Annotated in this window: 22 protein-coding genes; 18 read left to right on the forward strand and 4 right to left on the reverse strand. The window is 33.2% G+C overall.

Annotated elements, in window-relative coordinates:
• Positions 1–149: 149 nt before the first annotated feature.
• Positions 150–1,877 (forward strand): M14 family metallopeptidase, encoded by a 1,728-nt coding sequence (locus Q7C23_RS07180; protein ID WP_375031868.1) that lies wholly within the window; start codon positions 150–152, stop codon positions 1,875–1,877.
• Positions 1,878–1,952: 75 nt separating this feature from the next.
• Positions 1,953–2,333: a hypothetical protein gene (locus Q7C23_RS07185; protein ID WP_375031869.1), complete on the forward strand. Its 381-nt coding sequence runs from the start codon at positions 1,953–1,955 to the stop codon at positions 2,331–2,333.
• A gap of 157 nt (positions 2,334–2,490) precedes the next feature.
• Here Q7C23_RS07185 and Q7C23_RS07190 read toward each other — a convergent pair whose 3' ends face one another.
• Both Q7C23_RS07190 and Q7C23_RS07195 read right to left on the reverse strand, forming a co-directional pair.
• Entirely contained in the window at positions 2,491–2,721 is a 231-nt protein-coding gene (locus Q7C23_RS07190; protein WP_375031870.1) for a DUF4287 domain-containing protein, read from the reverse strand.
• Positions 2,722–2,861: 140 nt separating this feature from the next.
• A complete protein-coding gene (locus Q7C23_RS07195) occupies positions 2,862–3,473 on the reverse strand; it encodes an NUDIX hydrolase (protein ID WP_375031871.1) in 612 nt (203 codons plus the stop codon).
• A 7-nt stretch (positions 3,474–3,480) separates the two neighbouring features.
• Here Q7C23_RS07195 and pyrE point away from each other — a divergent pair, with 7 nt between their 5' ends.
• The 3 genes from pyrE to Q7C23_RS07210 all read left to right on the forward strand — a co-directional run bounded on the left by pyrE (position 3,481) and on the right by Q7C23_RS07210 (position 5,568).
• Complete coding sequence (gene pyrE, locus Q7C23_RS07200; RefSeq protein WP_026982211.1) at positions 3,481–4,125, forward strand: orotate phosphoribosyltransferase; 645 nt, start codon at positions 3,481–3,483, stop codon at positions 4,123–4,125.
• A gap of 109 nt (positions 4,126–4,234) precedes the next feature.
• Positions 4,235–4,627, forward strand: coding sequence for an SRPBCC family protein (locus Q7C23_RS07205; protein WP_375031872.1), 393 nt, complete (start codon positions 4,235–4,237; stop codon positions 4,625–4,627).
• A gap of 284 nt (positions 4,628–4,911) precedes the next feature.
• Positions 4,912–5,568 (forward strand): hypothetical protein, encoded by a 657-nt coding sequence (locus Q7C23_RS07210; RefSeq protein ID WP_375031873.1) that lies wholly within the window; start codon positions 4,912–4,914, stop codon positions 5,566–5,568.
• A gap of 80 nt (positions 5,569–5,648) precedes the next feature.
• Here Q7C23_RS07210 and Q7C23_RS07215 read toward each other — a convergent pair whose 3' ends face one another.
• Positions 5,649–6,389, reverse strand: coding sequence for a biotin--[acetyl-CoA-carboxylase] ligase (locus Q7C23_RS07215; protein ID WP_375031874.1), 741 nt, complete (start codon positions 6,387–6,389; stop codon positions 5,649–5,651).
• A 93-nt stretch (positions 6,390–6,482) separates the two neighbouring features.
• Between Q7C23_RS07215 and rsfS the strand changes: the two genes are divergently transcribed.
• The 7 genes from rsfS (at position 6,483) to Q7C23_RS07250 (ending at position 12,113) form a co-directional block, all read left to right on the forward strand.
• Positions 6,483–6,854 carry a ribosome silencing factor gene (gene rsfS / locus Q7C23_RS07220; RefSeq protein ID WP_007809313.1) on the forward strand — a complete coding sequence of 124 codons (372 nt, stop codon included), beginning with the start codon at positions 6,483–6,485 and terminating at the stop codon, positions 6,852–6,854.
• A gap of 15 nt (positions 6,855–6,869) precedes the next feature.
• The gene (gene ftsH / locus Q7C23_RS07225; protein ID WP_072971201.1) at positions 6,870–8,795 is read left to right on the forward strand and encodes an ATP-dependent zinc metalloprotease FtsH; all 1,926 of its coding nucleotides are present in this window, start codon (positions 6,870–6,872) and stop codon (positions 8,793–8,795) included.
• Between the two features lie 113 nt (positions 8,796–8,908).
• Positions 8,909–9,517, forward strand: a complete 609-nt coding sequence (locus Q7C23_RS07230) for a lactate utilization protein B/C (protein ID WP_375031875.1) — start codon at positions 8,909–8,911, stop codon at positions 9,515–9,517.
• 1 nt (position 9,518) lies between these two features.
• A complete protein-coding gene (locus Q7C23_RS07235) occupies positions 9,519–10,409 on the forward strand; it encodes a phosphatidate cytidylyltransferase (protein WP_375031876.1) in 891 nt (296 codons plus the stop codon).
• Positions 10,399–11,052, forward strand: a complete 654-nt coding sequence (locus Q7C23_RS07240) for a phosphatidylserine decarboxylase family protein (protein ID WP_375031877.1) — start codon at positions 10,399–10,401, stop codon at positions 11,050–11,052. The genes Q7C23_RS07235 and Q7C23_RS07240 overlap by 11 nt, the downstream gene beginning before the upstream one ends.
• A complete protein-coding gene (locus Q7C23_RS07245) occupies positions 11,053–11,322 on the forward strand; it encodes an acyl-CoA-binding protein (protein WP_194655616.1) in 270 nt (89 codons plus the stop codon).
• Between the two features lie 8 nt (positions 11,323–11,330).
• Positions 11,331–12,113, forward strand: coding sequence for a superoxide dismutase (locus tag Q7C23_RS07250; protein ID WP_375031878.1), 783 nt, complete (start codon positions 11,331–11,333; stop codon positions 12,111–12,113).
• Positions 12,114–12,169: 56 nt separating this feature from the next.
• Here the strand turns inward: Q7C23_RS07250 and Q7C23_RS07255 are convergent, their stop codons facing one another.
• Positions 12,170–14,041, reverse strand: a complete 1,872-nt coding sequence (locus tag Q7C23_RS07255; RefSeq protein WP_375031879.1) for an alpha-amylase family glycosyl hydrolase — start codon at positions 14,039–14,041, stop codon at positions 12,170–12,172.
• Positions 14,042–14,461: 420 nt separating this feature from the next.
• On the opposite strand from Q7C23_RS07255, the gene Q7C23_RS07260 reads away from it, so the two are divergent.
• The 6 genes from Q7C23_RS07260 to Q7C23_RS07285 all read left to right on the forward strand — a co-directional run bounded on the left by Q7C23_RS07260 (position 14,462) and on the right by Q7C23_RS07285 (position 22,964).
• Positions 14,462–16,147, forward strand: coding sequence for an OstA-like protein (locus Q7C23_RS07260; RefSeq protein ID WP_375031880.1), 1,686 nt, complete (start codon positions 14,462–14,464; stop codon positions 16,145–16,147).
• A 163-nt stretch (positions 16,148–16,310) separates the two neighbouring features.
• Positions 16,311–17,507 carry an aspartate aminotransferase family protein gene (locus tag Q7C23_RS07265; protein ID WP_375031881.1) on the forward strand — a complete coding sequence of 399 codons (1,197 nt, stop codon included), beginning with the start codon at positions 16,311–16,313 and terminating at the stop codon, positions 17,505–17,507.
• Positions 17,508–17,718: 211 nt separating this feature from the next.
• On the forward strand, positions 17,719–19,116 hold the full coding sequence (locus tag Q7C23_RS07270) for a tetratricopeptide repeat protein (RefSeq protein ID WP_375031882.1): 1,398 nt from the start codon (positions 17,719–17,721) through the stop codon (positions 19,114–19,116).
• Positions 19,116–19,865 carry a shikimate dehydrogenase family protein gene (locus Q7C23_RS07275; RefSeq protein ID WP_375031883.1) on the forward strand — a complete coding sequence of 250 codons (750 nt, stop codon included), beginning with the start codon at positions 19,116–19,118 and terminating at the stop codon, positions 19,863–19,865. Before Q7C23_RS07270 ends, Q7C23_RS07275 begins: the two co-directional genes overlap by 1 nt.
• Positions 19,866–19,932: 67 nt before the next feature.
• A complete protein-coding gene (locus Q7C23_RS07280; RefSeq protein ID WP_375031884.1) occupies positions 19,933–20,682 on the forward strand; it encodes a lipid A phosphoethanolamine transferase in 750 nt (249 codons plus the stop codon).
• 293 nt (positions 20,683–20,975) lie between these two features.
• Complete coding sequence (locus tag Q7C23_RS07285; RefSeq protein WP_375031885.1) at positions 20,976–22,964, forward strand: DUF349 domain-containing protein; 1,989 nt, start codon at positions 20,976–20,978, stop codon at positions 22,962–22,964.
• Positions 22,965–23,107 lie beyond the last annotated feature (143 nt).

Here is a 23,107-nt window from a genome sequence, read left to right on the forward strand (position 1 = left end):
TTGTAAAACTTGTCAAATAAAAAACTTTGCGTTCTTTGCGGTAAAATGCCAAAGTGAATCTATCCTCATTTCAACCTGAAACTTGAAACCTGAAACCTTTTAAACAAATCAAAATTCCTATATTTGATTTCTATTAAAAACCCAAATTCATGAAACTTTTTACCATTTTCATTTCACTTTTCACAATAACAGCTTTCACTCAAAACAATAAAAAATACGATACTTTTTTTGAGAAAGGAAACGGAAATCAATCCGCCTCATATGAGGAAATAATTAAGTATTTCAAGCTTTTAGCCACCGATTTTCCAACCATTCAGATTAAAGAAATGGGATTGACAGATTCGGGAGAACCGTTGCACATGGTAACTTTTAATCCTGACAAGGAATTTGATTTTAATAAAATACAAAAAAATAAAGCAGTACTTTTTATTAATAATGGAATCCACGCTGGAGAGCCTGACGGAATCGATGCGACTATGCAATTCTACAGAGATTTAGTTACTGGTAAAATGAAAGCACCTAAAAACACGGTTTTAGTTTGTATTCCGGTTTATAATATTGGCGGTGCTTTAAACCGAAATTCTACAACACGTGCTAATCAGGACGGACCGGAAGTTTATGGTTTTAGAGGAAATGCCCGAAACTATGATTTGAATCGTGATTTAATGAAATCAGATACACGAAATACAAAGAGTTTTGTCGAGATATTCCAAAAAATAAATGCAGATGTTTTTATTGACAATCATGTGAGTAATGGCTCTGATTATCAATACAAACTAACCTATATTATGACACAACATAATAAATTAGGAACTGTTTTGGGCGATTATATGAACGATGTAATGATGCCGGCTTTGGTGAAAGATTTACAGCAAAAGAAAATCGAAACGACACCTTATGTTGATTCATTTAAAGATACGCCGGACAAAGGTTTTGGACAGTTTGTTGACAGTCCTAGATATACAACGGGTTATACTTCTTTGTTTAACACTATTGGATTTGTGGTTGAAACACATATGCTGAAAAAATATGCAGAGCGCGTGAAAATGACTTATGAATACATGAAATCGACTCTGGATTTTACCGATGCCAATTATCAAAAAATAAAAGAATTACGTGCAAAAAACCTTGAGCAATATCAGCCTAAAAAAGCATACACTTTAAAATGGGAACTGGACAGCACAAAAGCGACGACTTTTTCGTTTTTAGGTTATGAAGCCGGATACAAAAAAAGTGACGCTACAACAGGAGATCGTTTGTATTATGATCGTAGCAAACCGTATAAAAAAGATGTACCTTATATAAAAGAATTCAAATCACTAAAAGACGTTGTTATTCCGTCTGCTTATATCATTCCGCGTGGTTATTGGAATATTATTGAGCTTTTGAAGAACAATAACATCTCGTATACACAACTTAAAAATGATACGATTATTGAAGTGGAAAGTTATAAAATTTCGGATTTCAAAACGTTCACTAACGCATACGAAGGGCATTATTTACACTACAATACAAAAATAACTTCTAAAAATGTAAAAATGACTTTTGCCAAAGGTGACTATCTTGTTTCAACAAAACAGAAAGGCGTAAAATATTTAGTAGAAGCTTTTGAACCGGAAGGTGTTGATTCGTTCTTTAACTGGAATTTCTTTGATCCAATTCTACAGCAAAAAGAGCATTACTCAGAATATATTTTTGAAGATACGGCGGCGAAATTGCTAAAAGATAATCCACAATTAAAATCTGAATTAGAAACCAAAAAACAAAACGATCGTGAATTTGCAAAAAGCTCCGAAGCGCAATTAAATTGGATTTATAAAAACTCTGTGCATTATGAAAAAGCGCATATGCAGTATCCGGTTTATCGATTGCTTTAATTTTTTTAGCCTATTGAAAAAACTCTAAGATCGCAAAGATGTTCGTAAAAATATCTGTAAACCAAAGGATTAAAAATGATTAAAAAAGTACTAAGCCCAATAATAATTTCAGCAATTCAAATTATTGTTGTAGCAATTATTCATCAAAGTCTGAATTACTTCTATCCAATACAACATAGATCAGTTGGATTTGGATTGACTGTTTTTTTAACCGGAATTATTTTTATGCTCTGCATTCTTGCGTTTAATTTTTATTTTGATTTTTTTAAACGAAATAATTATTGGATCGGATTTTTTCTTTTGATCATCACTAGCATTTTACCATTTTCAGCATTTAATGAAAGACCTTTAAGAAGTTTGTTTTTAATTCTACTCGTTTTATGTGGCTTTTTATCTTCTCTAGCTTTGAATAAATGGAGAAAAAAAATTAATATGGAAAGTAAAACGCGCTTTTGAAAATGAGTTTGCGTGAGGGATAGAAGCTAGCTACCGAAGTAGCGTGGATAGCCCGACAGCATCCCGATAAGTGGGCGTATATAAGCAAAGTAATTTGCCCACTTATCGGGATGGTGGCACGCCCTAATTATATCCGATAAATAATAAATTGAATTAATTACTGACTATTCTCGTCTTTTATACCTTTAAGCAAAGCATAAATTGCCATTGCATGTCCCTGACCTAAGTCAAAATCTTCTTTAAGCCAAGTAACGATAGCTCCAGCTTTCACATCGGTTTTGAGTTTTCCATCTTGTGTGAAGCTTTTTTGTTCTGCCAAAGCCCTGAATTCAGCAGGACCATTACCAGTCTTTTCTTTAATTGTTTTTAAATATCCTTGAAATGACATAACAATATCTATTAGTTAGTTAATCTATATGTACGAAAATACAAATAAAAATTTAGATTTACTAAACAACTAATATTCTGCCTCCAAGCGTTGCAATAAAGTCTTATCTTGCCTCTTGCTTCTTACATCTTGCCTCTATCCTACTCTTCAACAGAAATCTTACTCTCTTCTTCAAAAAGTAATTTAATGTTTTCATAAGAGTTCTTCAAAGCTTCTTTGATTTGTTCGGGATTTAACCAGGCCACTTTCTCTATACCTTCTTCGATTTGACCTTGCGGTGTTCCTTCAAAATCAGAAAACATCTCGAACCAATGCGTAATTTTAAGTTTGTATTTTCCGTTACGTTTAAAAACGTGATAGGTTTTTTGGAGTTTATTGGTGATTCGGAGTTTACCTACGCCGGTTTCCTCCTCTACTTCACGCATGGCAGTGTTTTCAATTTCCTCGCCTTTTTCGATGCCGCCCTTTGGCAAATCCCATTTTCCGTTTCTGAAAATGAATAAAACTTCTCCATTTTTATTGTACACAAAGCCTCCACCTGCTTTACTAACAGGGATTTTAGCTTTGAGAGTCTTCATAATCTCTCTTTCGTCGGGATGATATAAGTAAGCCTTTTGAATTTTATTTTGAAAAATTTTCACTATAAGCTGCTCAATATCAATACTCTCCAACAAGAACAATTGAAAATTAGTCTCTCTTGAGATTTCATTTGTCAAAAAAAGTGGTTTGTCGTTCACAAAAACTTTATACATTTGTATTATGATTTTTAATAAAGATACTGCCGAAAAAACAGCCGAATTGCTTTTGCAAATAAATGCAATTAAATTGAATCCAGAAAATCCTTTTACATGGGCTTCTGGATGGAAATCGCCTATTTATTGTGATAATAGGTTAATTCTTTCATTTCCGATCATCCGAAATTATGTTCGTGATGAATTTGCGAAAAACATTGAAAAACAATTTGGAAAGCCAGATGTTATTGCCGGTGTTGCCACTGGAGCTATTGGAATTGGAATTCTTGTTGCTGAAAGCCTTGGATTACCATTCGTATACGTGCGCCCGGAAGCTAAAAAACACGGAAGACAAAACCAGGTTGAAGGTTTTTTACAGAAAGGACAAAATGTAGTTGTCGTTGAAGATTTAATCAGCACCGGAAACAGCAGTTTGATGGCTGTTGAAGCTTTACGTAATGAAGGTGCTAATATTAAAGGGATGGCAGCGATTTTTACCTACGGCTTCGGTGTTGCCGAAGAAAACTTTAAAAGCGCAAATATTGACTTGTACACGCTAAGCAACTACGAAAATTTATTGGAGCTAGCAGTTCAAAAACAATATATTACAGAAGAGCAACAATCTACTTTACAAGAATGGAACGCAATTCCATCAACTTGGGGACAGGATTAATTTTAGCTTTTAGATTAGATCTAGCTTTGCGAACTTTGTGTTTATAATAAATTTACAATATAAAAGAACCTTTGCACCCTTTGCGGTTAAAAAAAATAAAAAATAAAATATGAACTTAGAAAGTCCAAAAGTTACTGTTCAGAAATCAGCTCAAGATCTGTTTGATCAATTGACTGATGTTAAGAATTTTGAAAAATTAATGCCGGATAATATCGCTAAATTTGAAGTGATCGGCGAAGATGCTTTTATTTTTGGATTGAAAGGTATGCCGGAAATAAAACTAAAAATGAAGGAAAAAGTAGCGCCAAACAAAATTGTTTTGGGAGCTGCAAGCGACAAACTTCCTTTTACTTTGGTTTCAAACATTGATAGCATTTCAGATTCATCAAGTGAAGTACAACTTTTGTTTGAAGGAGAATTCAACGCCATGATGGCGATGATGATCAAAGGACCAATTAGCAAATTCATTGAAACTTTAGCCAACAATATGACTAAATTGTAATTGTTAATTATAAATTATTAGTTGTTAATTCGCTATTTGCATAAAACTTTAAAAGCCTGATCTTATGATTGGGCTTTTTTTTGTTGCCACGAAGGCACTAAGAAACAAAGTTTTTTTTTACACTTTATCACTTCCATAAACAAACCTCTGAGCCTTTGTTGCTATGAGCCTTTGAACCTTCAAAAAAAACAATTCATCCTCAAAAAACCCCAATTGGGAATTATAAATTATAGCAGAAAAAATAATTAATCGAAGTTTGATCCATAAAACTAACACAAACCAAAATGGAAACAACGATTAAGATTTTAATTTACATTCACGCTTTTTTTGGAGGAATCGGTTTAATGACCGGAATTGGAAGTGTTTTGGTAAAAAAAGGAAGTGCACTACATAAAAAAATGGGAAAATTATTCTCTATCGGAATGATTACAAGCTGTTTAATTTCTCTCCAAATTTGCGGGCTTCCCGGTCATCAAAATATATTTTTATTTCTGATTGGGTTATATACCATTTATCTTGTCATCTCAGGAAACAGGACTTCTTCTTTCAAACACAAATTAAAAGCCGATTTTATGGATAAATTAATTTCTGGAAGTATGTTGTTCTTTTCTGTAATAATGGTTTCTATCGGCCTATACTGTCAGTTAAACTCAATTGAAAATGGTATATTATTTATTTTCTTCGGCGGATTTGGACTTTACATGACTACAAAAGATTTTATGTTTTTCAGGAATGCTTCTGAATTCAGGAAAAAGTGGCTTTCCAAACACATTGGAAAAATGGTTGGCGCATTAATAGCTTCCATCACCGCTTTTATTGTCGCCGGAATGGGAATTGGTAATTTAATTTCCTGGATGATGCCTTCTGTTGTAGGAACAATCTATATCGTTTACTGGAACAGAAAAATAGCGCCAAAAAAAAGAAAATCTAGTCAAGTGTAATCTGCCACGAAGGCACTAAGGTACACAGTTTTAAAACCTCTGAACCTCTGAACCTTTGTAACTCTGCACCTTTGAACCTCTTAATAAAGCATTTGAACTTCCTTAATATCAAACTCTGAAACAGAATCATCTTCAAGTAAAATTTGAATTTTTCCGACTGAAGAAACGCCTTGAATTATTCCCATGAAGTTTTGCCCGCCTGCTTCAGGATTTAGATTTTTAAAGGGCATTGGAACGCCTTTTCTGAATAGCGTATTAAAATATTCTTTCCAGAAAATAGCTGTATTTGATTCCCAGGATTCTATTTTCTGCTGTATTTTTTCAATAATTAAAGCCGGTAATATTTCTTTATCAAAAGCATGACCCGAAATGACTGCCAAAGAAGAAGCATTTGGTAATTCGTCAAAATTTGTTTGATTTACATTTAGTCCTAATCCAACTACTGACACGATCCTGCCATCGCTTTTGATGGTATTTTCGATTAGTATGCCACCAATCTTTTTATTGTATGACATAATGTCGTTAGGCCATTTTATACTTAAATCAGGAATATTTAATGATTTTAAAGCCTCAATTACGGACAGGGAAACGATTAGACTCAAATTAAATACCTGTTCATAATCATACAGAAAATCCTTGACCAAGGCGCTCATAATTAAGTTTTTACCTGATTCCGACTCCCATTTCGACCCCATTTGCCCCTTGCCTTTTGTCTGATTTTCAGCTGTTACCACAGTAAAATTATAAAGTTCGTCCTGGCTTGATAATGCCTTAAGAAAGTCGTTTGTCGAATCTATGGCATCGAGTTTGATTAGTTTCATTCAAGTAATTTAAATAACTTAATTTAATATTTTGTTAAGGTTCAAAAATAATCACAAATTTTGGTAACTTTACAAATTCATATAAAATAATTCATGGCGAAAAAGACTATTAATAATGATGTTCTACTGGCGAACATAATAAAGGGAATTGAAGAAGTAAAAGGAAATGATATTGATATTCTTGACTTAAGAGAAATAGACACGGCTGTTTGTGACTATTTTGTCATTTGCAACGGAAGCTCTAACACTCAAGTTAACGCCATTGTAAACTCAATCCAAAAAACAGTATCTAAAGATTTAAAAGATAAACCGTGGCATGTAGAAGGAACCGATAACGCGGAATGGGTTCTTATGGATTATGTGCACATCGTGGTACATGTTTTCCAAAAACACATTCGTGAATACTATAATATCGAAAGCCTTTGGGGTGACGCCAAAATAACTACAATCGAAAACAAATACTAAAGAAAATTTTTTCTAATGGCTAAAGATAATAATCCAAATCCGAGTAAATTTAAAATAAGTCCCTGGTTAATATATACCGCAATACTTCTAGTTTTTTTATTTATAAGTTTTGCAACCGGAGGATCTAACTTAAGCGAACCTGCTCAATTAACTTCTTCTAAATTCAATGTTTTATTAGAAAAAGGTCAAATTGAAAAAGTGATCGTTTATAATAAAGCTGAAGCAGAAGTTTATTTAACTGCCGCTGCTCTTAAAGATGCAGCTAATAAAAAGGTAGCAAAGGACATGTTTGATAGAGTAAACAAAGGTCCACACTACACTTTAGAAATTGGTAACGACCAGATTTTTCAAACTAAACTTGAAAAAGCGGTTGGCGAAGGCAAACTAAAAGATTTTAATTTCTTGCAGAAAAACAATTGGAGCGACATTTTAATCAGTCTGCTTCCAATCATCATCATTATTGGTGTATGGATTTTCATTATGCGTAAAATGTCAGGCGGCGCTGGTGGCGGTGGCGGGCAAATTTTCAACATTGGAAAATCGAAAGCTAAATTATTTGATGAAAAAACAGATATCAAAACAACATTTAAAGATGTTGCAGGTTTAGAAGGTGCGAAAGAAGAAATACAAGAAATTGTAGAATTCCTGAAAAACCCTGAAAAATATACAAACCTTGGAGGTAAAATTCCAAAAGGAGCTTTACTTGTAGGACCTCCGGGAACTGGTAAAACTTTATTAGCGAAAGCTGTTGCCGGCGAAGCACAGGTACCTTTCTTCTCTTTATCAGGTTCTGACTTCGTGGAGATGTTCGTAGGAGTTGGTGCTTCACGTGTTCGTGACTTATTCAAACAAGCTAAGGAAAAATCTCCCGCTATCATTTTCATCGATGAGATCGATGCCGTTGGTAGAGCAAGAGGAAAAAGCAATATGTCAGGAGGAAATGATGAAAGAGAAAATACTTTGAACCAATTATTGACAGAAATGGATGGCTTTGGTACAAACTCTAACGTAATCGTTTTGGCTGCAACCAACAGAGCTGATGTTCTTGACAAAGCTTTAATGCGTGCTGGGCGTTTTGACAGACAAATTTTTGTTGACTTACCAGACATTCGCGAAAGAGCTGAAATCTTTAAAGTTCACTTAGCGCCTATCAAAAAAATCGAAGGTCTTGATTTAGATTTCTTAGCAAAACAAACCCCAGGATTCTCTGGTGCTGATATTGCAAACGTTTGTAACGAAGCTGCCTTAATTGCTGCACGTAACAACAAAACTGCAGTTGATAGACAAGATTTCCTTGATGCTGTTGACAGAATCATTGGTGGTCTTGAAAAGAAAAACAAAATTATTACTCCGGAAGAAAAAAGAGCAATCGCAATTCACGAAGCTGGACACGCTACTGTAAGCTGGATGTTAGAGCATGCTGCACCACTTATTAAAGTAACAATTGTTCCTCGTGGACAAAGTTTAGGAGCTGCATGGTATTTACCAGAAGAAAGACAAATCGTTAGAACAGATCAAATGTTAGACGAAATGTGTGCTACTATGGGCGGAAGAGCTGCTGAAAAAGTAACTTTTGACAGAATTTCAACTGGTGCATTAAGCGATTTAGAAAAAGTTACACGTCAGGCTCGTGCTATGGTAACAATTTACGGTTTGAATGAAAAAATCGGAAACGTTACTTATTATGACTCAAGCGGACAAAGTGAATACAACTTCTCTAAACCGTATTCTGATGAAACTGCAAAAGTTATTGACAAAGAAATTTCGGAATTAATTGAAGGTCAATACCAAAGAGCAATTCAAATCTTAGAAGAGAACAAAGACAAGTTAAATCAGCTTGCTGATATACTAATAGAAAAAGAAGTTATTTTTAAAGATGACTTAGAAACAATTTTCGGAAAACGTACTTTTGACAAAAATCTGGAAGAAGTGGTTTCGTAAATTATTCAGAAATATGTAATATTTTTTAAAATCTTAATTCAAAATAGCCTTTTGAATTAAGATTTTTTTATCTTTGAACGTTTTCAATTAACATGTAAAGTATTTCATATAAAATGAATTTTTTCAAAAAAATATTTGGTTCTAGCGACGCCGCATCTGACGAAGAACATGAAAGCGAATATGGAGGAGGAAATCCAATTCCGAACAGTCATTTATCTATTGACGAGCAATTCATTTTCAATTTCAAGAAAAATGGTGGTAAATTTTTGTATTGTGAAAACAAACAAGAAGTTGCAGAACAATTTGAAAACATTTTAGAAGAAAACGATTGGTTCGAAAACGAAGTTTTATGTTATGAACCAGGTCTTTTTCATTTGTTAGAAGAGAACAAACTCATTTATATTTCCCCAAGAGCTCCTAAATTTTTATTAGCTTCTTGTGAAAACCTTATAGCCGATGAAGGTTCGATTTTGTTTTCATCTAAACAAATCAGACAGGACAAACCAAATGAATTGCCGGCAAATATCGTTATCATAGCCACTACCAGTCAGATCTTACCAATGAAAAGTGATGGATTGAGCGCTATTAAACGAAAATACGAAAGAGACTACCCTACCAATATTACTACAATAAAATATTTCGAAAAAGCAAAAGAGGAAGATTTTACACAATACGGAAGCGTTGCAAAAAATCTTTATTTACTGCTTTTAGAGGACCTTTAAGATGAACGAAACACTCAAGAGAACCATTTCTGGTGCTGTTTATATCGCTTTATTATTAACTGCAATTTTGTTTTCAACTGAAAGCTTTATCATCCTTTTTGGTCTTTTCTTAATAATTACAATTTACGAGTTTTGCAGTTTAGTAAATCTTAGCAAAATCTTTTCTATTCTTTTTGGAATTCTGTTATACAGTTCAATTCTGTTAGTCAGTCATTACAACAAAGAGACTACTTCGTATTTAAACACTACATTCAATACAAACTTAATTTTAAATACTAATATCCAGCAATTAGATCTTGTGTTGCTGGCTGTAACATTAGTAATCGCTATAAAATGCATTTTGTTTTTGTTTTATGACAATATACAGAGTGTCAGTACATCTTCAAAATATTTGTATTTATTAGGATATATTGTATTACCATTTATATTTATTATTAAAATTTCTTTTGGTACCAATGATTATAATCCAAAAATTATTCTTGGTTTATTCATCTTAATCTGGACCAATGATACTTTTGCTTATCTTGTTGGAAAATCGATGGGAAAACATAAATTATTTGAACGCGTTTCTCCTAAAAAAACTATTGAAGGTTTTATTGGCGGAGTCGTTTTTGCTGCTTTTGCAGGATTTTTAATTTCGAAATTATATATCCAGCCAAAACCTGAATTTAGTAGTAAATCAATTCTAATCTGGACGATTATCGCTTTAATTGTAAGTATTTTTGGCACCATTGGAGATTTGATTGAATCAAAATTTAAAAGAATTGCCGGAGTAAAGGACAGCGGTTCCATAATGCCAGGCCATGGAGGCATCTTAGATCGACTAGATAGTGTTATATTTGTAGCACCAATTATATTTTTATTTTATCAAATTTTATACTATGTTTCATAAAGAGGGAGGCCCATCCATTTTATTAGGTACTGTTTTTGCAGTTGCTGTACTTTTAATTGCTGACAAATTCATTGATATTAGCTGGTTAAGAATTTTAGTTCAAATAGCTGGATTAGCTGTATTGATTATTATTCTGCAATTTTTCAGAAATCCAAAAAGAATCGCAATCAGAAACAGCGATCACATTCTTGCTCCGGTTGATGGGAAAGTTGTGGTTATCGAAGAAGTTTATGAAGGTGAATTTTTTAAAGACAAACGTTTACAGGTTTCTATTTTTATGTCACCAATAAACGTACATGTTACGCGTTATGCTATGGACGGAATTATCAAATTCAGTAAATATCATCCGGGTAAATTTTTGGTTGCATGGCATCCAAAAGCAAGTGAAGAAAACGAAAGAACCACTGTTGTTATTGAAAACGAAACCTTTGGTCAGATACTATACAGACAAATTGCCGGTGCCTTAGCGCGTAGAATTGTAAACTATGCACAAGAAGGAATGCAGGTTGTTCAGGGTACTGATGCAGGTTTCATAAAATTTGGTTCAAGAGTAGATTTATTTTTACCTTTAGGTACCCAAATTAATGTAGAATTGAATCAAAAAGCAATTGGTGGAAAAACCATTATCGCTACAAAAGCATAAATGACCAAAAAAGATTTAGATACTCGTTTCTCAGAGGCTGTAGAAACTGCTTTAAAAATGACTCAGTCCTCACTGCCACAAGATGTGCAGCTAAGACTGTATGCTTATTATAAACAGGCTACTTTTGGCACAGCAGTATACAACCAATCTGAGAACTTTGATTTACGTGATGCATTTAAAACAAATGCATGGATGCAAATTAGTCATATATCCATTGACGAAGCAAAGGAAAATTACATTGAAATCATAAATTCTTTAACATCAAAATAAATTACATTATGAAGAAAAATTTTATTCGCTTTGGCATTTTAACTTCATTCTTCGTATTATTTTCTTGTAATGATAGTAATAAATTAACCGAAGTTGTTGAAGTTCCTCTACCAACAAAAGAAGAGAAAATAACAATTGGAACACCTGAAGAAGTAAAAGCAGACCCGGGTTCATTTGAACTTACGAAATTGACTTTTCCTTATGATGGATTGGCGCCTGACATTCGTTCTCTAACTTTAGAAACACATTATTCGAAACATTATTTAACGTATACAAATAATTTAAACAAAGAAATTGTTTCGACTGAATTTGAAAACATGCCAATTGAAGATATTCTAAAAAAAATGGATCTTAGTAATGCTAAGCTTCGTCAAAATGCGGGAGGATATTACAATCATACCATGTATTTTAATCTTTTGACACCAAAAGAACAAACTCCAAAAGATACTTTAGCTGGTTCTATAAATAAAGAATTTGGTTCTTTTAATAACTTAACTAACCAATTTAAAGCTATGGCCACCAAACAATTTGGTTCAGGATGGGTTTGGTTAGTTGTTGACAGATATGGAAAACTTCAAGTAACCCTTACAGGAGATCAGGATAATCCATTAATGAAAAATGCCTTGATTCTGGGAACTCCAATAATGGGGATTGATTTATGGGAACATGCTTATTATCTAGATTATCAAAATAGAAAAGGAACTTATATTGATGCTTTTTATAAACATGTTAACTGGGAAAAGGTAAACGAAAATTATAAAGAGGCTTTAAAGAAAGTCAAAAAAGTATAAAACAAAAAAGCTGATACAATGTATCAGCTTTTTTTATATCTGCTCTCAAACAAATCTTATTTCAACTCATAAATAAACGACTCTGAGGGCCCAATTTTTACTTTTGCAGTTCCTTCTCCATTATTCACTTTTAACTGTACTGAACTCTTTTGATACAACTGATCTCTCAATTGATATTCTCCTTCTTTTAAATTCCATTTTGAAATAATATCAAAAGGAACTTTTAATTCAAATTCACTTGTTTTTTCAGAAGAAAAGTTCACAACAACAATTAGTTTTTGTTTTCCGGACCAACGCACATAAGAATAAATAGAGTCGTCATAACCTGCATTGTTCTGACGATTTAGAGATTGAATTTCCTGAAAACTCCCCATCAAAGCTGAACTATTAATTGAAAAATTCAGCAATCGTTTGTAAAAATCACGTAAATTTTTCTCTGAGTCAGAAAGTTGTCCTCCGTCAAATTTTCCTTCATTCATCCAGCGTTGGTGATTTGGCACTCCTATATAATCAAAAATAGAAGTTCTGGAATGTGTTCCGAAACCTGCATTTTCATTTCCGGCCTCTCCTACTTCCTGACCAAAATAAACCATTGTTGGTGACGTACTTATTGTAGTTGAAACAACCATCAAAGGTTTTCCACACTCAGGAGACCCTGCAAATTCAGGACTTGCTAAACGTTGTTCATCATGATTATCCAAAAAATGAAGCATATGATGCTCAATATCTGACATTCCCTTTTGAATATCTGATAAACCGTCTGGTGATGATTTTCCTTTTATGATATCTTTCAACTTATCGTAAGTTTCTACTTTATCATATAAATAATCCATCTTTCCTAAACGAATATAATTACGATATTCATTTGGATTGTAAACTTCTGCCAACAAAAACACATTTGGATTTTTCATCTTAATAGCGGAATTCATATAACTCCAGAACTCGTATGGAACCATTTCGGCCATATCATAACGAAAACCGTCAACCCCTTTTGCTGTCCAGTACAAAGCAATAGATTTAAACTTTTTCCATGAATCAGGCACATCTTTATCCTGCCAAAAAGCAAAATGTTCCTGATAAGATTTTTGATCAAATCCAGCCGGAAGTTCAGGAAAGTCTTTCGAACCATCCGGACGAATTCCATAGTTGACTTTTACAGTTTCGTACCAATCATTTTGGTCCGGCTTCACTTTTCTGGAACCATTACCTGTCCATTTTGCAGGATTCTCATCAAAGACACCATCAACTAATGGATTCTTTTCACCATTTAAAGGGACATCTCCATCCGGGATTTGAAAATGTTCTTTTGGTATGTAGTAGAAATTATTATCTATTTTATACTCCACATTTACATCATCATCAGCCCCAAAATCCTTCACCCCTTCCGGATTACTTTTCCCTTCATACTTTCGTGCAATATGATTGGGTACAATATCAATAATAAGCTTCAAACCTGCCTTGTGTGTACGAGCAATTAATGCTTCAAATTCCTGTAATCGATTTGCAGGATTTACAGCTAAATCAGGATTTACATTATAATAATCTTTAACCGCGTAAGGTGACCCTGCACGACCTTTTACTACTTCAGGATCATCATTTGAAATTCCATAAGCGGTATAATCCCTAACCAATGCATGGTGAGGAACGCCGGTGTACCAAATATAGGTGACTCCTAAATCTTTGATTTCATGAAGTGCAGTATCTGTAAAATCATTAAACTTTCCGACTCCATTTTCTTCAATGGTTCCCCAGGGTTTGTTCGTTGTCTTTTTATTTCCAAATAAGCGTGTAAAAACCTGATACACTACAATTTTCTTCTCTGTAGGAATTTCTTCTTTAGACGTATTCATTTTCAAATCTTTTGTTTTACATGCCGAAAACAGCACGGTTACAGCCATTCCTGCAACTATAATTTTTTTATTTATCATACTCTTATTTATAATATGATCTTTTTTTTGAGCTTTAATAAATTACTTCTTCTAAAAAACCATTTTCTAAATTTAATGTAATTTTTAAAACTCAAAAGAAAGTCATTTTAACTTCTAATCAAAAAAACCAAACTACAACGTAATAGTTCTCCGTTTTGTTGGTAACTTAAAAAGCGACCATTTTTTATGATTTAAAGATTTGACAACTTTTATAAATATTACTTTTTAATGTTGGATGACCGCTGTGTTTGTCTATGATATAAATTTATATATAAAAACTCATTTAAAAAACATCAACAAACCTTTGAACCTTTATCGCTTTGTCCCGAAGCTTCGGGATTACATCTAAAAAATATAAATTAATCCTAATATCCATAAAGGTTATATCCTTTTTCATAAATTTGACAAAAATTTAATCAATTGAAGAAATCACTCTTTTTCATATCTTATTGTTTGTTTCTATTAAGTGTTCAAACCATTTTTGCGCAGGCACCTAAAAAAATTATTGTAGAAAATGCTGATTTTTCTGATGTGGATCAGGAATTAATGCCGGATGCACTTTTATTAACAGGAAATGTAAAAGTAAATCATGACGGAGTTGTACTAACATGCAATAAAGCTTACTTTTTTCAAAAAGAAAATTATCTAAAAGCTTTTGGTAATGTACAATTAGTTCAGGGTGATACATTGTTTTTAAATAGTAAATACGCTGAATATAACGGAAATGTAAAAAAGGCATTTGCGACTGGAAATGCTGTTATGACTTCTCCTGATGCAACTTTAGCAACTGACACAATTAATTTTGATCGAAATGTTCAGGAGGTTTTTTATAATACAAAAGGAACTATCATCAACAAAGACAATACACTAGTTAGTAAATCAGGCAGGTATTATGTAGCTGAAAAAAAGTTTCAGTTTTTGACTGAGGTAACGCTGACGAATCCTAAATATGTGGTAAAATCAAATCACTTGGATTATTACAGTAATTCGGGGCATACCTACTTACTTGGGCCATCAACAATTACAAGTAAAGCCAACTACATTTATACTGAAAAAGGCTTTTATGACACCAAGAAAAACCTCGCGCATTTCCTCAGGAAATCTTATATAAAATACGATGACAGGCGCATTGAGGGCGATAGTTTGTATTATAACCGAAATATCGAATTTGCATCGGCAACGCGAAATGTAAAAATTACGGATTCGATCAATCGCGGAATCGTAAAAGGACATTATGCCGAAGTTTACAAACTGAAAGATTCTATGTTTGTGACCAAAAGAGCGGTTGCAGTTAATTTTGTAGAAAACGATTCGGTTTATATTCACGGAAAAAAACTAATGGTTACCGGAAAAGAAGGCGAACGAATTTTAAGAGCTTACAACAACGTTCGTTTTTTTAAAGTTGATATGAGCGGAAAATGTGATTCTATACATTCAAACTCCAAAACGGCTTTGACAAAATTAATAGGTAATCCGATTTTATGGAACGGAGATAATCAGATTACTGGAGATGTCATGCATTTAATTGGTGACAATACTACCAAAAAACTAGATTCATTAAAGGTGCTCAATAACACTTTTCTTGTCTCGCGGGATACACTCGGAACCGGATTTAATCAGGTAAAAGGACTCAATTTATTCGGAAAGTTCAGGGATGGTAAACTCCACGATGTCGATGTCATCAAAAATACCGAAGTGATTTATTATATGCGAAATGACGCCAATGAGCTCATCGGAATTAATAAAAATGTTAGCAGTAAAATCAATCTTATTTTAGAGAATAATGCTATTGAAACGATTACATTTTACAATAAAGTAGACGGCGATATTTACCCAGAGGCTGATTTACCCGAGAATGCCCGTAAATTAAGAGGTTTGGTCTGGCGTGGCGATGAAAGAATTAAATCGAAAGATGATATTTTTACTTCTGAAGATAATGAAGAAAATGACAAACTAATTCAGCAAGGAAAAGACCAGGAAGCAAAAGATAAAGACGTCCCGATGAAAGTCAGGAAAGAAACGCGTGATTACGACAAAAAGAAACCCGCAGTAAAAACAAATGCAGCTAAATCAGATACAACAAAAACAGCAAAGGCTAAGAAGTAATTTTCAGTCTCAGTCGCAGTTTTCAGCGTAAAGCTTTGCAACCTTATTAAAGGCCCAACCTCAGTTTATAGTATACAAAACTTTGCGATCTTTGCGATTAAGAAGCATTCGCTTTTTTCAGTTTTCAATCAACTTGAAACATGCAACTTTTAAACAAATAACAGTGAATTCAGATTTTATAAAATATCAGGCACAAACATCTCCTTATCCACTGGGAATGGAAGTTTCACATGCTATTGGCTCCTATATTTACGATACAAACGATAAAAAATATTTAGATTTTGTTGCCGGCGTGTCTGCCTGCACACTTGGGCATCAGCATCCGAGAGTGAATCAGGCGATAAAAGATCAGTTGGATAAATATTCGCATGTGATGGTTTATGGCGAATATTCACAAAGCCCAGCTGTTCAGTATTGTAAATTATTAGCTTCACTCCTACCGGAATCTCTTAATAAAACCTATTTAGTAAACTCAGGTACAGAAGCTATCGAAGGCGCACTTAAATTGGCTAAACGAACAACAGGTAGAAGTCAACTTATTTCGTGTCACAATGCTTATCACGGAAACACAATGGGATCAATGAGTGTTATGGGATTTGAAGAGCGCAAACAAGCTTTTCGTCCTTTACTGCCAGATGTCGATTTTATCACTTTCAACAACGAAGCCGATTTACAAAAAATAACAACCCGAACTGCAGCCATTCTTTTAGAGACCATTCAAGGCGGTGCCGGATTTATTCAGCCTGAGAACAACTTTTTACAGAAAGTTCGAAAACGTTGTGATGAAGTTGGAGCCATTATGATTGTAGACGAAATTCAGCCAGGTTTCGGTAGAACCGGAAAACTTTTTGGTTTTCAAAACTACGATGTCATTCCGGATATTGTAGTTATGGGCAAAGGAATGGGAGGCGGAATGCCTGTTGGTGCTTTTACAGCTTCTGCGGAAAAAATGGATCTTTTAACAGAAAACCCTAAACTGGGACATATTACTACATTTGGGGGGCACCCTGTCATTGCGTCAGCTTGTTTAGCGACTTTGCAGGAATTAACTGAGACTAATTTAATGCAGGAAGCCTTAGAGAAAGAAAAACTCTTTCGATCGCTTTTGGTACATCCTTTGATAAAGGAAGTTAGAGGAAAAGGATTAATGCTTGCTGCGATGACTGAAACAGCTGAAATAACCAATGAGGTTATTTTAAATTGTCAGGATAAAGGATTGATTTTATTCTGGTTGCTGTTTGAAGGATGCGCCATTCGAATTACACCGCCATTGACCATTTCTGAAGAAGAAATAAAAGAAGGATGCGCTATAATTTTAAGCGTTATGGATGACATTATAAAAAAAGAACAAAAAGCTTAGTTTAAAGCGATCTGAGTCTGTTATCCAACAAAAATAAAATTAGAATAATAATCAAAATAATCTTTTATATATCAGAAGATTATGACTAAAAACAGAATCAAAATTCTGTCCATATTGTTAATTAAATTGTTCAAAACAATTAATTTCCTTTCCCCACAACAATAATATGGTTGCCTAAATTTATAACAGGCTAATTTCAAATAAAGACAGTATGCAATTAAGCAACGAAGAAGAAGATTATAACCTATCCCTATCCAAATTTGAGTCAATGTTAAAAACTAACAAAGTACTCTTTTTTGATTCTGAAGAATTTGAAGAAATTATTCTTCATTACTTAGACATAGGCAAGGCTAATTTAGCAAAAAAGGCCTTAAAACTTGCATTAGACCAACATCCAAAATCTACAGGCTTAAAATTAGTACAAGTAGAAATGCTGGTTTACGACGACAAACTGGAGATCGCTGAAAAGCTTTTGAATGAGTTGTATGCAATTGAACCTAACAACGAGGAAATTTACATCCAGAAAGCCAATATTTGTTCTAAAAGAGATCAACACGAAAAAGCGGTAGAATTGCTTAAAATTGCCTTGCAATATACTGACGACTACGCTGACGTGTACAACCTTATTGGAATGGAATATCTTTTTATGGATAACCTTGAGATGGCAAAAGACAGTTTTATCAAATGTCTTGAAGAAGACTTAGAAGATCAATCTGCTTTGTATAACGTAGTATATTGTTTTGAATTTTTAGATCAAAATCAAGAAGCAATTGTTTATCTAAACAATTATATCAATAAAAACCCATATAGCGAAATTGCCTGGCATCAGCTTGGGCGCTTGCATTATGGCGTAAAAGAATATGAAAACGCAATTCGTGCTTTTGATTATGCAACGTTAATCGATGACGAGTTTTTAGGTGCTTTCATGGAAAAAGCAAAAGCTTACGAGCGTTTGAAAAAATACGCTGAAGCAATTGAAAGCTACAACAGAACTATCGAATTGGACGATGCAACTTCATATGCACTATTGCGTATTGGAAAATGTTACGAAAAACTGGGAAATGCTGTAAAAGCACTTCAATATTACAACCAAACTGTTCATGAAGATCCTCTTTTGGACAAAGGCTGGATTGCCATTACCGACTTTTATGTTCGCCAGAAAAACTTTCAAAAAGCATTATTTTTTGTCAACAAAGCTTTAGCAATTGACAATCAAAATCGTCTGTATTGGAAACGTTATGCAACGATCAATAAACAAATGAACTTTTTTGAGGAAGCAGAATTTGGCTATAGAAAAGCAGTTGAATTTGGTGATTATGCTTTGGATACCTGGTTATATTGGGTTGACATCTTACAATTTTTAGGAGAATTCGAAAGCGCTATTCAAACCTTATTGCAAGCTTCAGAATACTTTCCGGAGGAAAACGAAATCGAATATCGTTTGGCAGGATTGTATTTCATGATTCAGGATAATACAAAAGCAAAATTCCATTTAAGCAATGGTTTACGTTTAAACTTTGACAATTACATTTTGATCGAAGATTTATTTCCTGTGGTCTGGACAAAAAAAATGGTAAAAAATTATATTGAAAAACATAGAAAACAATAATGATTGATATTTTAAAAAGACGTTTTGGCTTATTAGGGCGTAATATTAGCTACTCATTTTCAAAGGGATATTTTACAGAAAAATTTAGCGATGAAGTTTTTGTTGGTAACAGCTATGAAAATTTCGATATTTCTGAAATCAATCATTTTACCGGATTGCTAAAAAACAACCCAGATTTAAAAGGTTTAAATGTTACTATTCCTTATAAGGAACAAGTAATTCCTTATTTGGATAAACTATCAACAAAAGCAAAATTAATTGGTGCTGTTAATACCATTAAGTTTACCAAAAATGGAAAACTAAAAGGCTATAATACCGACTATTACGGATTTAAAAAATCATTAAAACCATTATTAGAACCACATCATAAAAAAGCGCTTATTTTAGGAACAGGTGGTGCTTCAAAAGGTGTTGCATTTGCTCTTGATGAGCTTGATATTCCTTATACTTTTGTATCTAGAGAAGCTAAGGAGAACATCATTGATTATGATCTAATCAATGCGACGACTTTTGACAATTTCCAAATTATAATCAATTGTACTCCCGTTGGAACAAGCCCTAATATTGAGGCTTGTCCAGATTTACCCTACGAATTCTTTACTGAAAAACACATTGCATACGACTTAATTTATAATCCTGCAGAAACGCAGTTTATGAAAAACGCTAAAAAGTACGGAGCAATTACTAAAAACGGATACGACATGCTTATTTTTCAAGCTGAAAAAGCATGGAAAATATGGAATAAATAAAAAAAATCTTAACAAATAAAATGTTAAAGTAATTTTCGTAACTTAGTCTATTCATTAATAGGTAGTTATGGAAAAAATATACTTACTCTGTATTTTTATATTTCTAGGAATTACAACTTCAAAAGCGCAAGGGACAGAAGTCGAAGAAAAAATTCCATTTACTGAACCGCGTTTTCGTTATTATCTGCAAACTTTACTTTTTTACAACGAATACCTGGATACCAAAAATGGTTCGTTTAATACTACACAAGCACGTGCCTTAATTCCTATTGGCAGCAAGGCATGGAACTTAAGGTTTGACCTCCCTTTAGTATCCGCCAATACTAATGAGACAAACAAAACCGGGCTTGGAGATGTTGGTATGGGCATAAGTTATATCCCCTTTATGAAAAACAGCCAGGGCATTGCTCTAAGAGCAAGGGTCTATGCTAATTCCGCAGTAGATCCGGCATTTGGATCCGGAAAATGGGTAATTATGCCGGCCTTTTTTTATGGCAGATATTTTAATGAGAAAAAATTTCTATGGATTTCCTCCTTTGAATACCAACAAAGTTTTGCAGGCTCAAGTGAACGCACTGACATTAGCATTGCTGTTCTCGAAAGTGTACTCTTTCATTTTTTTGGCAAAAACTGGATCGCTGGCGACGTTGCATTTCGATATAATAGTACTTTAAATGGCTACCAAAATAATGCATACGTTGAATATGGCAGAAAAATAACCCCTACAAATCTGATCTATATTCATCCAAGTGTTGCATTTGGTGGAGATAAAACATACAATTACGGTATAGAAGCTGGTTTTCTAATTTTATTCTAGTTTACGAGTAATTCAAAAAATCTTCATTATACCATACTCTATCAATATCCGGAAAAAACAACCAATCTTCAGTTACAAGGTAAATTTATGACTGTTTTTCTTAAAACACTATTTATTCCTAATTTAAATAAACTTTAAAAAATCAATAAAAAAAATCACATCATAATCGCAAATTCCTTGAATAAACATGAATTTAATCGTAAAATAGCGTATAAACAAAGGATTTATTTTGTATTTAGAAACACCTTTACTATCTTTCGCAATGTTTAAAATAAAAACCTTATACATTTAAAATGTTAGAAGAAAAGAATGATAACCTGCAAGAAGCAGATGGAAAATCAGGAATCGAAATTAGCGATTCTATACAAAATGATGCAATTGAAACATTGAGTTCTGAAACAACGGCGGAAAACGAAATTTCACCTGAAACTGAAATAGAGAATACTGCAGAAGCTGAAGAAACCAATCATCAAACAGCACTTGACGCTATAACAAATTCTAATGCTGAAGAAAGCGAAGATGAAACGCTAAAAGAGCGCCATGATATTCCTATGCAGGATTATGATACTTTTTCATTAGATGCCCTTGTTGATGAATTAAAAAAGCTTGTCCATACAGATAAAGCAATGTCTGTAAAGGATCATATCGAAGAAATTAAAAAATCTTTTTTATTACAATACAATCATCTTATTGAAGAGAAAAAAGAGGAATTTAATGCCTCTAAACAAGATCCAAACGAAGAGTTCGAATATCATTCTCCGCTAAAATCTAAATTTGATGAATATTATAATATCTTCAGAGAAAAAAGGAATGCCCATTTTAAACATTTGCAAACCAATTTAAAATCAAATTTAGAGAATCGACTTGCCATTGTTGAAGAACTAAAAGAACTTATAAATCCACAGGAGAACATCAAAGATACGCTTAAACATTTCAATGATTTAAGAGAAAGATGGAAAAATGCCGGAGCAATTCCAAAAGACAAATACAATCACGTTTGGAATAATTACCATTTTCATGTGGAGAATTTCTATGATTACCTACATTTAGATCGTGAAGCCAGAGATTTAGATTTCAAATACAACCTTGACCAAAAGCAAAAAATAATTGCTCGTGTAGAGGAATTAGTAAATGAGACTGATATCAGTAAAGCATTTAGAGAATTACAAGATTTACATAGAATCTGGAAAGAAGATATCGGACCAGTTTCTAAGGAACATCGCGATGCTATCTGGAATAAATTTAGCGAGTTGACCAAAAAGATTCACGATAAGAGAGAACTTTTATTTGAAAGCCAAAGAGCTAATGAGCAACAAAACCTCGAAGTTAAAAAAGGTATTATTGCCACAATAGAGGTTTTAGCTACTGAAAAAGTTGGATCTCACTCACAATGGCTGATACAAATTCAAAAAGTAGAAGCACTTAGAAATGAGTTTTTTGCTGCCGGGAAAGTTCCATCAGACGTAAATGAAGAAACCTGGGCTGCTTTTAAAACTGCCGTTAGAAACTTTAATTCTTTTAAAAATTCATTTTATAAAGACATTAAAAAAGATCAAAACGACAATCTAAACAAAAAAATGGCTCTTGTTGCAAAAGCAAAAGAACTACAGGAAAGTACCGATTTTGGTACCACTACTCCAATAATGAAACAAATTCAGGAAGAGTGGAAACAAATTGGTCACGTTCCTAAAAAATATTCAGACAAAATCTGGAAAGAATTCAAAGACGCTTGCAATCACTATTTCAACAAGCTAAAAGAACATAAATCTGAGGAAAACGGAGACGAAGTAGCGGCTTTTGATAACAAAAAAGCATACTTGGATATTTTGAGAGCTTATCAGTTAACAGGAGACCATAAAACAGATTTAGACGCTATTAAATTACATATTGAAACATGGAAAGGATTTGGAAAAGTACCCTTTTCAAGACGTCATATTGAAGGGAAGTTCAATAAAATTTTAGACGCGCTTTTTGAAAAACTAAGTTTGAGTAAAAAAGAAACGGAGATGATGCGTTTTTCTAACAGAATTGATTCTTTATCTGAAAGTAACGATACACGTAAATTAGATAATGAAAAGATATTCCTAATGCGCAAAATTGAAGAAGTTCAAAATGAAATTTTTCAGTTAGAGAATAATATTCAATTTTTCACAAATACTAAAAACGCGAAAAAAGAAAATTCAATTGTTCTCGAAGTTCGTAAAAACATCGCTATCCATAAGGAAAGTCTTGAAGTCTGGAAAGATAAACTAAAACAATTACGTAATTTAGGCCAGGAATAGATCTAATTTAGTATTTAAATATTAAGGAGTAATGAAAATTCATTACTCCTTTTTTTTATCCCATCCTTTCATGCATTTACCTTCAGATAACAAATTCATAAAACAACAATGCAAAATATTACTTATATTTGATAGTCAATACC

Origin of the sequence: Flavobacterium sp. LAR06 (genome assembly GCF_041946075.1) — a bacterium.
Taxonomy (GTDB): domain Bacteria; phylum Bacteroidota; class Bacteroidia; order Flavobacteriales; family Flavobacteriaceae; genus Flavobacterium.